At 64.1% G+C, this 12,627-nt stretch carries 14 protein-coding genes; 8 read left to right on the top strand and 6 right to left on the bottom strand.

What is annotated here, in order from left to right:
* Positions 1 to 117 precede the first annotated feature (117 nt).
* A complete protein-coding gene (gene ligD, locus NKJ01_RS19790) occupies positions 118 to 2,646 on the top strand; it encodes a DNA ligase D (RefSeq protein ID WP_352730296.1) in 2,529 nt (842 codons plus the stop codon).
* Positions 2,647 to 2,854: 208 nt separating this feature from the next.
* Here the strand turns inward: ligD and NKJ01_RS19795 are convergent, their stop codons facing one another.
* Positions 2,855 to 3,529 (bottom strand): ArsR/SmtB family transcription factor, encoded by a 675-nt coding sequence (locus NKJ01_RS19795; protein ID WP_352730297.1) that lies wholly within the window; start codon positions 3,527 to 3,529, stop codon positions 2,855 to 2,857.
* 174 nt (positions 3,530 to 3,703) lie between these two features.
* On the opposite strand from NKJ01_RS19795, the gene NKJ01_RS19800 reads away from it, so the two are divergent.
* The 3 genes from NKJ01_RS19800 (at position 3,704) to NKJ01_RS19810 (ending at position 4,551) form a co-directional block, all read left to right on the top strand.
* Complete coding sequence (locus NKJ01_RS19800; RefSeq protein ID WP_352605972.1) at positions 3,704 to 3,811, top strand: DUF1127 domain-containing protein; 108 nt, start codon at positions 3,704 to 3,706, stop codon at positions 3,809 to 3,811.
* Between the two features lie 66 nt (positions 3,812 to 3,877).
* Entirely contained in the window at positions 3,878 to 4,210 is a 333-nt protein-coding gene (locus NKJ01_RS19805) for an NIPSNAP family protein (RefSeq protein WP_352730299.1), read from the top strand.
* Complete coding sequence (locus NKJ01_RS19810; protein WP_352605969.1) at positions 4,207 to 4,551, top strand: antibiotic biosynthesis monooxygenase family protein; 345 nt, start codon at positions 4,207 to 4,209, stop codon at positions 4,549 to 4,551. The genes NKJ01_RS19805 and NKJ01_RS19810 overlap by 4 nt, the downstream gene beginning before the upstream one ends.
* A 41-nt stretch (positions 4,552 to 4,592) precedes the next feature.
* Here NKJ01_RS19810 and mbfA read toward each other — a convergent pair whose 3' ends face one another.
* A complete protein-coding gene (gene mbfA / locus NKJ01_RS19815) occupies positions 4,593 to 5,576 on the bottom strand; it encodes an iron exporter MbfA (protein ID WP_023762247.1) in 984 nt (327 codons plus the stop codon).
* 165 nt (positions 5,577 to 5,741) lie between these two features.
* Between mbfA and NKJ01_RS19820 the strand changes: the two genes are divergently transcribed.
* Together NKJ01_RS19820 and NKJ01_RS19825 are read left to right on the top strand one after the other, a co-directional pair.
* Complete coding sequence (locus NKJ01_RS19820; RefSeq protein ID WP_352730302.1) at positions 5,742 to 6,065, top strand: hypothetical protein; 324 nt, start codon at positions 5,742 to 5,744, stop codon at positions 6,063 to 6,065.
* A gap of 241 nt (positions 6,066 to 6,306) precedes the next feature.
* Entirely contained in the window at positions 6,307 to 7,290 is a 984-nt protein-coding gene (locus NKJ01_RS19825; protein ID WP_352730304.1) for a threonine/serine dehydratase family protein, read from the top strand.
* Positions 7,291 to 7,401: 111 nt separating this feature from the next.
* Here NKJ01_RS19825 and NKJ01_RS19830 read toward each other — a convergent pair whose 3' ends face one another.
* Genes NKJ01_RS19830 through NKJ01_RS19845 form a run of 4 tightly spaced genes read right to left on the bottom strand, consistent with a single transcriptional unit; the run spans position 7,402 to position 11,105 of the window.
* Positions 7,402 to 8,538 carry an ABC transporter permease gene (locus NKJ01_RS19830; protein ID WP_023762244.1) on the bottom strand — a complete coding sequence of 379 codons (1,137 nt, stop codon included), beginning with the start codon at positions 8,536 to 8,538 and terminating at the stop codon, positions 7,402 to 7,404.
* Positions 8,535 to 9,455 (bottom strand): ABC transporter ATP-binding protein, encoded by a 921-nt coding sequence (locus NKJ01_RS19835; RefSeq protein ID WP_352730306.1) that lies wholly within the window; start codon positions 9,453 to 9,455, stop codon positions 8,535 to 8,537. The genes NKJ01_RS19830 and NKJ01_RS19835 overlap by 4 nt, the downstream gene beginning before the upstream one ends.
* Positions 9,452 to 10,405: an HlyD family secretion protein gene (locus NKJ01_RS19840; protein WP_023762242.1), complete on the bottom strand. Its 954-nt coding sequence runs from the start codon at positions 10,403 to 10,405 to the stop codon at positions 9,452 to 9,454. Before NKJ01_RS19840 ends, NKJ01_RS19835 begins: the two co-directional genes overlap by 4 nt.
* A gap of 13 nt (positions 10,406 to 10,418) precedes the next feature.
* On the bottom strand, positions 10,419 to 11,105 hold the full coding sequence (locus NKJ01_RS19845; RefSeq protein WP_352730308.1) for a CerR family C-terminal domain-containing protein: 687 nt from the start codon (positions 11,103 to 11,105) through the stop codon (positions 10,419 to 10,421).
* 105 nt (positions 11,106 to 11,210) lie between these two features.
* Between NKJ01_RS19845 and NKJ01_RS19850 the strand changes: the two genes are divergently transcribed.
* Positions 11,211 to 11,684, top strand: a complete 474-nt coding sequence (locus NKJ01_RS19850; RefSeq protein ID WP_352730310.1) for a CYTH domain-containing protein — start codon at positions 11,211 to 11,213, stop codon at positions 11,682 to 11,684.
* On the top strand, positions 11,681 to 12,619 hold the full coding sequence (locus NKJ01_RS19855; RefSeq protein WP_352730312.1) for a CHAD domain-containing protein: 939 nt from the start codon (positions 11,681 to 11,683) through the stop codon (positions 12,617 to 12,619). The genes NKJ01_RS19850 and NKJ01_RS19855 overlap by 4 nt, the downstream gene beginning before the upstream one ends.
* Positions 12,620 to 12,627 lie beyond the last annotated feature (8 nt).

Below are 12,627 nucleotides of genomic sequence, written 5' to 3' on the forward strand. Positions count from 1 at the left end.
TGGGCCCACGGCGAAGGCGGCCCCCAAGCCTTCGTTCGACCTGATGAAGAAGAGCCTGCCGTCGGATGCCGGGCCTGCGAAGGCCGGCGCGCCAAGTCAGCCTGAGGACATCAAGAGATGGCCAGCCTCGAACAGTATCATTCCAAGCGCGATTTCAAGAAGACGGCTGAACCGGCCGGCAAGGTTTCTCGCGACAAGAAGTCCAAGGCTGGCGGTATCTTCGTCATCCACAAGCACGCCGCGACAAGGCTGCATTACGACCTTCGCCTCGAACATGCCGGCGTGCTGTGGAGCTGGGCGGTGACGCGCGGCCCGAGCCTCGACCCGCATGAGAAGCGGCTGGCCGTGCATGTCGAGGATCATCCGATCGACTACGCACCGTTCGAAGGCACAATCCCCAAGGGCGAGTATGGCGGCGGTTCGGTCATCGTCTGGGACGAGGGCACCTGGGTCCCCGAGATCGACCCGGCCAAGGCGATGAAGAAGGGCCATATCAGCTTCGAGCTCAAGGGGCACAAACTGCACGGCCTTTGGCATCTGGTGCGGCTGAAGCCACGCGCGGGAGAAAAACACGACAACTGGCTGCTGATCAAATCGGACGATGCCGCGGCCCGCCCAGGTGAGGACATTCTCAAGGAGGCACCGGAATCGGTGAAGTCGGGCCTGACGATCGAAGAAGTCGGCGAAGGCAAGACCGCCAAAGGCAAGGAGCCAAAGGTCTGGCATTCAAACAAACCGGCCGTCGGCAAGGCGAAGGCCGGGGGCAAGAAACTCGACTTCGTCGAGCCGCAGCTGGCCACGCTGGAGCGGGATGCGCCGCCGGGCAAGGACTGGCTGCACGAAGTCAAGTTCGATGGTTATCGCATGCAGGCGCAGATCGCCGGCACCGATGTGCGGCTGCTGACCCGCACCGGTCTCGACTGGACCGCAAAGTTCGGCGACGAGATCATCGCTGAACTCGCCGGACTGAAATGCAGCGACGCCATCATCGACGGCGAGATCGTCGTGCTGGCCGACAGCGGTGTTTCGTCCTTTGCGCTGCTGCAAGCCGATCTCTCAGCCAGGCGGACGGATCGCTTCCTCTACTATGTCTTCGACACGATGCGCCTTGACGGCAAAGACCTGCGCGCCGAACCATTGGTCGAACGCAAGCAGGCCCTGCGGGACCTGCTCGGCAAGCAGCCGGAGTATGCAGCAGTTCGTTTCAGCGACCATTTCGCCGAACCCGGCAACATCATGCTGGAGCATGTCTGCCGCATGGGGCTCGAAGGCGTCGTCTCCAAGCGCGCGGATGCGCCCTATCGCAGTGGACGCGGCCCCACCTGGGTGAAGTCGAAATGCACGGCGCGGCAGGAATTCGTCATCGGAGGGTATTTGCCGTCGGACAAGACCGGACGCGGACTGCGCTCGATCCTCGTCGGCTTCCACGAGGGCGGCAAACTGCATTATGCCGGACGCGTCGGCACCGGCTTTTCCGGCAAGGGCGCCAATGAGCTAAAGGCAAAGCTGGACCGGCTGAAGGCGACTGCCTCACCCTTCTCCGCCGCCGTGCCGAAGGGCAAGGGACTGGTGTGGGTCAAGCCGGAACTTGTCGGCGAAGTGGAGTTTCGCAGCTGGACGTCCGACCGTATAATACGCCATGCCTCGTTCCAGGGACTGCGCGAGGACAAGCCGGCGGAGGAAGTCGTGCAAGAAAAGCCGAAGGCGTCGACAGGCGAGGCATCGACAGGCAAGGGCGCGGCCAAGGCTAGGTCTGCGGCCGGCAGCGCGGCCAAACCCTCCGGGTCGATGACGACCACGATCAAACTCTCGCATCCCGACAAGCTGCTGTGGCCCGACGAAAAAATATCCAAGCAAGCGCTGCTCGACCACTATGCGCAGGTGTGGCCGCGCATGCAGCAGTTCGTCGTCAACCGGCCGCTCAGCCTGGTGCGCGCACCGGACGGCGTCGGCGGGCAACGCTTCTTCCAGAAACATGCTTCGGCCGGCATGAGCGACAAGATCGCCCGCATGAAGGACCCGACCGACGGCGAGGAGATCCTGTTCATCCGGGATTTCGACGGCGTTGCGGCACTGGTCCAGTACGGCGTGGTCGAGATCCACATCTGGGGCTGCACAATCGACAAGCTTGAACAGCCGGACCAGATCATCTTCGATCTCGATCCCGATGAAGGCGTCGACGTGAAGGCGGTGCGCGCCGCGGCGCTCGATATCAGGGGCAAGCTCGACGAGCTGTCGCTGCCGAATTTCGTCAAGACCTCCGGCGGCAAGGGCTTTCATGTGCTGGTACCGCTGAAACCCTCGGCGGATTGGGAGGCGGTTAAGCCCTTCGCCCATGATTTTGCCCGTGCGCTCGAACAGGCTGCCCCCGACCGTTACACGGCGACGCTGTCGAAAAAGGCGCGCACAGGAAAGATCTTCGTCGACTATCTTCGTAACGGCAGGGGATCGACGACAGTCGCGCCCTATTCGTCGCGCGCCAAGAAGAACGCCACTGTGTCGATGCCGGTGACCTGGGCCGAGATCGAGGCCGGACTGGCGCCGAACGCCTTCCCGATCGGAGACAAGACGACGCTGAAGCAGCTGGCGCAGGCCGATCCGTGGGCGGATTTTTTCAAGCGGGGGAAGGCGTTGAAACGGGAGTGATCCACCGCACGTAGCGCTCTGTCACGGCCCCCCTCTGGCCTTCGGCGACATCTCCCCCTCGAGGGACCCTCAAGGGGGGAGATTATGCGCTCCGGCGCTTTCGCCAACTATCAACGCTGTAAGGCGAGCGAGACGATGAAACTGCCAATCTCCCCCCTTGAGGGGGAGATGCCCGGCAGGGCAGAGGGGGGCGCTGTCCCACCGGCTCTCACGTCAAAAACACCCTCTCGAAAGCCTGCTTGCCTGGCGGTGAGAAAATGACCGCGCGGCTGTCCTTTTCGCGGCGTGCCCATTTCTCCAAAAGTATCTTGTCGAGAATGGCGGCACCCAGCGTGCCGGCGAGGTGCGAGCGCCGCACGCTCCAGTCGAGGCAGGCGCGGCACACCGGCCTGCGCGGCTTGGTGTAGACATCGATGCCGATGGCGGCGAAATGCGACGCGGCCGCCGGCCCAAGCCTGATCTCCTTGTCGTCGCGCAGAAGAATTTTTCTGGCGACAAGACGGTCGAGCATCGCCACCGCCCGCTCGCCGGCGAGGTGATCGTAGCAGACGCGTGCCACGCGCATGGCGCCGTCGCGGGGACCCGGCCGCACACGCTTCGGCCCGACCGCCTCCGCGACACCGGTGATGGCTTCGATCATGCCCGCCACCTGTGGACCGGCGAGGCCGTAATAGCGATGCCGGCCCTGGCTCGCCACGGTCAGCAGGCCGCCTTCCATCAGTTTGCCCAGATGCGAGCTGGCGGTCGGCAGCGAGACGCCGGCCTCGAGCGCCAGTTCGCTCGCCGTCAGCGCGGTGCCGCCCATCAGGGCATTCAGCATATTTGCCCGCGCCGGGTCGCCGACCAGGCTGGCGACGCGGGCGATGTCGGGTCCTTCACGCATAGTTCGTTCCTCATCGAAGCGTTCCTGTCAGATAACCACTATCCTCCGACCAGATCAAGGAGACGACGATGCCCGCACGAACCGCTTCCCCCCTCAGCACCGCTTCCCGGCCGTCAATCGTTTCCGTTCGTCACCTGCGCACGCGGCTGCTGGCCCCGCTGGTATGACCGCCATTTGCAGCGTCTCGACCTTGCCGAGATCGACGATCATCTGCTGCGCGACCTTGGCCTGACACCTGAAGAGGTGCGCCGCGAATGCGCGAAATCGTTCTGGCAGACCTAGCGGGCCAGGCAACACAATGTTTCGACGCCGCTCGAACTATCGACGCAGAAACCCAAGGAGACCACAATGACCATCACCTGCTTCATCCGCTACGAGATCGACCCGTTCGGCAAGGCGGCCTTCGAGGAGTATGCGCGCAACTGGGGCCAGGCCATTCCGCGCTGCGGCGCCGATTTGATCGGCTACTTCGCGCCGCATGAGGGCTCCGCCACGACCGCCTACGCCGCCTACAACATCGACAGCCTGGCAGCCTACGAAGCCTATCGCGCCCGACTTGCCGCCGATCCCGCCGGCAAGGCAAACTACGAGTTCGCCAAGCGCGAAAGATTCATTGTGAAGGAGGATCGCATGTTCCTGAAACTGGCGTCAGGCCCTCACGCGAAACTGGTGCTGCCGTGATTGCCGTCATTTTCGAGGTCGAGCCGGCGGCGGGCAGGCGCGACGCCTATCTGAGCATCGCCGCCGACTTGCGGCCGCTGCTCGACGGCATCGACGGCTTTCTTTCCATCGAGCGCTTCCAGAGTCTGGTCGACCCGAACCGTATCCTGTCGCTGTCCTTTTGGCGCGACGAGGAGGCGGTCAAGGCCTGGCGCAACACCGACGAACACCGGCAGGCGCAGAAGGCCGGCCGCGGCGGCATCTTTGCCGGCTACCGTCTGCGCATCGCGCATGTGGTGCGCGACTATGGGCTGACGGAACGGGACGAGGCGCCGGCAGACAGTCGGGCGGTGAATGGGTGAGGGTTCTATCTTCGCCCCTGAGGGAGAAGGGAGAACCGCGCTCAAGCATTCCCGATCAGCACACCCGCCGCAAACACCAGGGCGCCGCCCAGCACCACCTGGAAGGCGGCACGAAGGAAAGGGGTCTGCATGTAGCGGTTCTGGACGAAGGCAATCGCCCACAGTTCGAAGAACACCACGACCGCCGCGACACCTGTCGCCGTCCAGAAATGCGGGATGAGATAGGGCAATGCGTGGCCAAGGCCACCCGCCGATGTCATGACGCCGGTGGTGATGCCGCGTTTTATCGGCGAACCACGGCCTGATAGCTTGCCGTCGTCGGAAGCCACTTCGGTAAAGCCCATCGAGATGCCGGCGCCGATCGAAGCGGCAAGCCCGACCAGAAAGGTCTGCCAGGTGTCATGCGTGGCGAAAGCGGCGGCGAAGATCGGCGCCAGCGTCGACACCGACCCGTCCATCAGCCCGGCAAGCCCCGGCTGCACATAGGTGAGGATGAACTGGCGCTGCTCGGCAGCGGCCTCTTCGTCCTTCACTTCGCCAGGTACGTGCTTTTGCTCCAGGCGCTGCGCCAGCGTTTCGTGCCCCTGCTCGGCAATCGCCAGATCGCCGAGCAGCTTTCTGGTCGAGGCGTCGGTGGTGCGCTTGGCCGCTTCGACATAGAACAGATAGGCCTGCCGCTCCATCGCTTCGGCCTGGCTGCGCACATGCTCGATGCCAAGGGGTCTCACCAGCCAGTCAGGCTTGCGCTCGTAATAGCCTTTCACATGCTCGCGCCGGATCAGCGGAATGCGCTCGCCGAACCGCTCGCGGAAAAGCTCGATCAGCGCGTCGCGATGGCCATCCTCCTCCTCGGCCATCTCCTCGAACACTTTGGCCGATTGCGGGAAGGTTTCAGCCAGTCCGTCGGCGTAGGCGCGGTAGATGCGTCCGTCATCCTCCTCGGACGAAATGGCCAGCGCCAGGATTTCCTGTTCGGTGAGCGATTCGAAGGGACGGCGGCCGAAGCCGAAGACGCGGGAAAGCATGAGGAATTCACCCTAGTTTAGAATGGTTCTAAACTATGGTTTGTGATGCCTTCGGTCAATTGCGCGCGGTCAAGAATTGTTGAAACCCCGCACGAGGCAAGGCCTTCATTATCAGTGAATGTTCACCTATATGGCTGGATCAAGCCAAGAACAAGGAGCCAGCAGATGAGGGCAAAACAGCCTCCGCCCCCCTATGACCCCAAGCCCGTTCTCGATCTCATCGCCAGCATCGAGGCCGACCTGCAGCGCCTGAAAGGCCTGGTCGAGCAGCAGGTCGAGAAATTCGATCCCGCCAACCCGCACAACAAGGCGCCGGACGGCAAACTGACCGAGGAAGGCGTCGAGTGCTGCTACCGCATGTTCGACGAGGGCAAGTCGCGCTATTCAGTTGCCCAGCAGATGAAGATTTCATTCGCTGCGGCCACGCACCGGTTCAACAACTGGCGCAAGCTGGGCGGGAGCAAGCGACAGCGGACGCTGTTGGGGTGAGAGCCCGCTTCGCCGCAGGCGAATTGAAAGGTCCGGTGGACCTTTCAAAGGGCTCGAACCGGGGAGCTGCCGTAGGCAGCGGGCCCCCCGGCTGAGCGCTCGACCGCCAGATGTCGGCGGGACAGCGCCGTGACGTTGGCGGTCGTCCCGCAAACTTTGTAACGGTCACATTTTTTCATTGGTGCGCCACATCTGTTTGCGCGCATCATGCGAGGACACCGTCTCTTCCACTGGACCTCGCATGACCACCATGACCCCTCCCGGCATCGCCGACATCCATGCCGCCGCCGCGCTTCTCTCCGGTCTGATCGTCGAAACGCCCTTGATCGAATCGCAGGAGCTGAACAAGCGCTTCGGCGCGCGCATCCTGTTCAAGCCGGAGACGCTGCAGCGCACCGGCTCGTTCAAGTTCCGCGGCGCCTACAACAAGCTGTCGTCGCTCAGCGAAGAGGAACGCAGCCGGGGTGTCGTCGCCTTCTCGTCGGGCAACCACGCGCAGGGCGTCGCGGCGGCGGCGGCAATGTTCGGCGTCAAGGCCGTCATCGCCATGCCGGTCGATGCACCGGCGATCAAGATCGCCAATGTCCGCAAGATGGGGGCGGAGGTGGTACCATTCGACCGCTTTCGCGACGACCGCATGACCGTGATCCGCCCTTATCTCGAAAAGGGCATGGCGCTGGTGCCGCCCTTCGACGACCCGGCCATCATTGCCGGCCAGGGCACGATCGGCCTCGAATTGATGCGTCAGGCAAAAGCGCTTGGCGTCAGCCTCGACGCGGTTGTCGTACCCTGCGGCGGGGGCGGCCTGTCGAGCGGCATTTCCGTTGCCGTCAAGGACGCCTCGCCCGGCACCGCGGTGTGGGCGGTGGAGCCCGAGCACTTTGATGACACCCGCCGCTCGCTGGCCGCCGGCACCAGGGTTTCGAACGAGCCCGGCCACGCCTCGATCTGCGACGCGATCCTGACCGCCGAGCCCGGCCTGATCACCTTCGAGATCAACCGCAGGAACCTCACTGGTGCCATCGCCGTCTCCGACAAGGCAACCGCGCAGGCGATGCGCGACGCCATGGCCTATCTCAAGCTGGTGGTCGAGCCCGGCGGCTGTGTGGCGCTGGCGGCACTGTCATCGGGCGAGATCGCGCTATCCGGCAAATGCGTTGCCGTGGTGCTGTCCGGCGGCAATGTCGATTTCGGCACTTATGCCGAGATCATGGCGGCGGCGTAGCTGGTTCCGAAGCATTGCAGCGGCGCAGAATGATAGCTGCAGCGATCCTTCACACCCGCCGGCTTCCAAGACTTCTGCGCTGCAAAGGCGCCCTGACGCTCAGGGCGGCGTCTAATCCAGCGTTCGCCTGAACCGCACCAGTGCTACGCCGGCAAACAATGCTACGAACATCACCAGCCAGCCGATCTCCGTTGCGACCGCCGGCAGTTCGGCTTCCTTCAGCATCACCGCGCGGATGATGCGCAGGAAATGCGTCAGCGGCAGTATCTCGCCGAATACCTGCGCCCAGCCCGGCATGCCGCGATAGGGAAACATGAAGCCGGACAGCATGATCGACGGCAGGAAGAAGAAGAAGGTGAGCTGAAGCGCCTGCATCTGCGTACGGGCGATGGTCGAGATCGTATAGCCGAGCAGCACCAGCGCCAGCACGAAGATCAGCACGGCACTGAGCAGCAGCGATATCGAGCCGGTGAACGGGATAGCGAACAGAAGCTTCGCCGCCGCCAGCACCACCACCACCTGAACGGCGCCGACCGCCAGATAGGGCAGTACCTTGCCGAGCATGATCTCGAGCGGGCTCGACGGCATCGCCAGAAGGTTCTCCATCGTGCCACGCTCGGTCTCGCGCGTCAGCGCGATCGAGGTCATCATCACCATCGTCATCTGCAGGATAACGCCAAGCAGGCCGGGCACGATGTTGTATTGCGAGATGCCTTCGGGATTGTAGCGCCGGTGCACCACCACTTGGAGCTGGCCAAGCGCTGCCTCGGCGGCCGCCTCCTGCATGCCTCGCGCCCGAAGCAGAGCCTGGCTGGCGACGGTGCCGAGCGTCGAGATGGCGCCGCTGGCTACGGCCGGATCGGTGGCGTCGGCCTCTATCAGGATCTGCGGGCTGTCGCCGCGCTCGACCCGCCGGGCGAAGTCGGCGGGTATGGTGACGACGAAGGCGACATCGCCGCGCGACATCAGGAATTCCGCATCGGCAGCGCTTTGCGAGACGTGGTCGAAACGGTAGTAGCCGGTGGTCTGCAGTGCCGAAACCATGGCCCGCGTGTAGGGGTCGCTGCTCGTCGCCACGAGTGCTGCCGGCAGGCTTTTCGGATCATTGTTGATGGCGTAGCCGAACAGCACCAGTTGCATCAGCGGCACGCCGAGCATCATGGCAAAGGTGATGCGGTCGCGCCGCATCTGGATGAATTCCTTGATCAGCAGGGCGCCAAGCCGGGCGACGGAAAAGACGTTGTTCATGCCATGTTGTCCTTCGAGCCGGACATGAACTGGATGAAGACATCCTCGAGGCTGGTTTCACCAGCCGAAACTTTCACGCCCTTGTGCTCTCTTTCGACATCGGCGAGTGCCGCCTCAAGCTTCTTCTTGTCGGAGCCGACGACATGCAGTGTCGCGCCGAACGGCGCCACCTGGTCGACACCCGGGCGGCCTTGTAGCGTTTCGGCCACCTGGTCGAGCCGCGGACCCTGCAGGACGAATGTGGTCAGTCCGGCATTCCTGACCACTTCGACGACGGTGCCGGTGGCCAGCATCTTGCCGTAGGAGATGTAGCTGATGCGGTGGCAGCGCTCGGCCTCGTCCATATAGTGGGTGGACACCAGCACGGTCAGCCCGCCGGCGGCGAGCCGGTGGATCTCGTCCCAGAACTCGCGCCGGGCTTTCGGATCGACGCCAGCCGTCGGCTCGTCGAGCAGCAGCAATTTCGGCTGGTGCATGATGCAGGCGGCGAGCGCCAGACGCTGCTTCCAGCCGCCGGACAACGTGCCGGCCAGCTGGTTGCGGCGCGTTGCCAGGCCGAGGTCCTCAAGCGTCCTGGCGACATGTTCCTCGACTGGCTTCAGCCTGTAGAGCCGCGCCACGAATTCGAGATTCTCGCCGATCGTCAGGTCCTCGTAGAACGAGAATTTCTGCGTCATGTAGCCGACTTCGCGCTTGATGCGCAGGCTGTCGGTGCGGATGTTGAAGCCCAGCACCGTGCCTTCGCCTTCGTCAGGCGTCAGCAGGCCGCACATGATGCGGATAGTGGTGGTCTTGCCCGAACCGTTGGGTCCGAGAAAGCCCACGATCTCGCCTTCGGCGACCGTCATCGTGACATGGTCGACCACGGCCTTGCCGCCAAAACGTTTGACCAGCCCACGGACGTCGATGGCGTTCATTTTGCGCCATCCGCCAGGTCGACATCGACGATCTGGCCCGGCTGCAGCGGGCCGGCATCGCCCTCCGGCCGCGCCTCGACGAGGTAGACCAGCTTCTGCCGGTTCTCCAAGGAGTAGATCACCGGCGGGGTGAATTCCGGATCGGGCGAGACATAGCTGACGCGTGCCTTCACATCCGGGCCGCAGCCGTCGCAACGGACGCTGAGCAAGGTACCGACCTTGATCGAGGCGAAGGCGCTCTCCGGGATATAGACGCTGAGCTTCACCGCGCCGTCGGGCAGGATGGAAATGACTGGAGCGGTCGGACCGGCCGTGTCGCCGGGATTGCGGATGACATCGTTGACACGGCCTGGCGAAGGGGCTGCCAGCACCCGCTTCGACAGCCGCCACTCAGCCTGCTCCAAGGTCGCCTGAGCCTGCTTGACCTGATTGTCGGCAGCCTTGATCGTCTCCGGCCGCGCCGGCAGGCCGCCGACAGCGAGATTGGCACTGGCCTGGCCGACCTGTGCATTGGCCGTCTCCAGCGTCGCCGACGCGGTGTCGAAATCGGCCTGCGTGCCGGCGCCGCGCTTGAACAGATCGGCGGCGCGGTCGTATTTGCGCTTGGCATCAGCGGCCTGGGCGCTGGCCATGTCGAGCTGAGCCTTGAGCACCGCGATCTCTTCCGGCCGCTTGCCGATCTGCAGGTCGGCCAGTTGCGCCTGAGCCTGGGCAAGCCCGGCCTTGGCCTGCGCCACCGCGATCTTCATATCGGCACTTTCCAGCGTCACCACGGTCGTGCCGGGCACCACTCGGTCGCCGCGTTTCACAGTGACCGTCTCGACCTGCGCCACCTCGATCGGCGCCAGCAGCACATAGTCGCCCTCGACATAGCCGACGGCCAGCGGGGGAGCCGGGGCACAGGCACCGAAAAGCTGCGCGGCGAGCGGCAGCGCACACAGAAAGCTCATGGTCTTTGCCCCTTCATCCTTGCCTCTTCCGGGCAGCCAGTATGGCTTTGAGATTGCCCGATGTGACCGCCACCACCTTGGCGGCCTCGGCGGCGCCGATGTCGTTCCAGCCCATACGGCGCATCACCGCCTCGCGGCCGATGCGGAAATAGATGACCTGTCCAATCAGCGTGAACACGATGAGCCTTGTGGCCTCGCTTTCGGCCGGCTCGCCGGTCGCCTGTTCCCAGAGCTGGCACATCCGGCGATGCGTCGGCTCGAAGACGCCATCATAGATGCGGTCGAGGGCTGCCGTCGGATGCGAAAGCTCGCGCAGCACGAACTGCACGATCTCGCCGGCCTGCGGACTGGCCACGACAAAGCCGACCATCCGTTCCAGCGCCGCGAAGAGTTGGGCCTGCGCCGCCTCCGCTCCGCCCGGCATGGGCGCCTGCGCATTGCCGAGTGCCTGGCCGGCGACCGTCTGGATGGTCTCGACAATGAAGTCGGCGGCAGCAGTGCGAAGGCCCTCCTTGCTGCCGAAATGGTAGGCGATCGAACCGATATTTGCTTGCGCCTCGGCCGCGATCTCGCGCGTCGAAGTGCCGTCAAAACCCCGCCGCCCGAACAGTTTAAGCGCCGCCTTGACGAGGGCCGCGCGTGTCGTCTCGGCAGGAGATGCTTCGCGGCGCAGGATTTTGGCATCGGGTTGCTTGATCATGACGACGCACTTTAATCAATCGATTGATTAACGTCAAACTGCGAACGCCAGTTGTGGACGTCATTGTCTTGCCATGGGCGGCGGCAACCGCTTTAGTGCGCGGCCATGAGCAAGGAAGTCGAACGAAAATTCCTGGTCTCCAGCACCGCATGGCTAGAACTGGCCGAGGCGGATATCCGCATCCTGCAGTTCTATCTCGCTGCCGGCCCCGGGCGCACGGTGCGCGTGCGCATCAGCGATGGCACTTCCGCCAAGCTGACGCTGAAATTCGGTAGCGAGGCGCGCGAGCGCGACGAATTCGAATATTCGATCCCGCTGTCGGAGGCGATGGAGATGCTGGATTTCGCCATCGGACGTGTCATCGAGAAGACACGTCACCATGTTAGGCATCGCGGCCATCTCTACGAAGTCGATGTCTTTGGCGGTCCGCTTGCGGGACTTGTGATCGCCGAACTCGAGACACCGGAGGACGTGCCGGACGAAATGCTGCCTGACTGGCTCGGCCGTGAAGTCACCGGTGAGCAGGAATTCTACAACGCGTCGCTCGCCCTCGGGGGGATACCGGAGATCGCCGCATGAGCTTTCGCATCGATCCACGCCTGCCGCTGACCGGCGAGGTCAGGCGTATCCTTGCCGAGGAAATCGGCAAGGCTCTGCATCATCTTGACGCCGCGCGTAGCAGGCCGGAGCAGGCGCTGCACAAATGCCGCAAGCGGCTGAAGAGCGCGCGTGCCTTGTTGCGTCTCGTCCGTTCCGGTGACGAAACATTCTGCGAGACTGAAAACCAATGCTATCGCAACGTCGCCGGCCTGCTTGCCGGTCCACGCGAGGCGACTGCGCTGATCGAGACCATCGACCGGCTGGCGGCAAGCTTTCCCAAGGAGAGCGCCGACGTTGGGCTGGGTGCGGTGCGCGACAGCCTGATCGCGCGTCAGCATGAATTGCACGAAGGCAGCGGGTTCGAAGCGGCGATCGGCGCGGCGACCGCCGCTTGCGAGGAAGGTCTCAAGCGGATCGAAAGCCTCGTCTTGCCCGACCAGCCGGAACAGGCCGCGGACGTGCTTGCCGAAGGCGCCCGCATCACCTTGCGCCGTGCCAGGAAGGCGCTGGACAAGGCCGGATCGCGCGGCGAAGCCAATGACTTCCACGATCTGCGCAAGGCGGCCAAGACTCACGGCATGCATCTGTCGCTGCTCGGCAGGCTGTGGCCGGCCCCGATCAAGGCCCGGCGCAAGGCGGTCGACGAACTGGGCGAGCGGCTGGGCGACCTGCATGACGTGCTGGTGATGCGCGCCCTGCTCGAAGCCGATGAGCGTCCGCTCGGACCGCCCGAAGACACGAAGCTTCTGGGCAAGCTTTTGAAGCGGTCGGAGAAGCAGCTGAAGAAGAGCTGTCTGGCCGAGGCGGCCGGCCTGTTCGGCGACAGCCCCAAACGTTCGACGCGCAAACTGGCGCGCAAGGCGCGCGACGATCTGGCTCCGCCGCCGGAAGACGCGAGTGCCGCGGCTGGCTGACCGACATG

The sequence above is a fragment of the Mesorhizobium sp. M0276 genome (assembly GCF_040321755.1).
Taxonomy (GTDB): domain Bacteria; phylum Pseudomonadota; class Alphaproteobacteria; order Rhizobiales; family Rhizobiaceae; genus Mesorhizobium.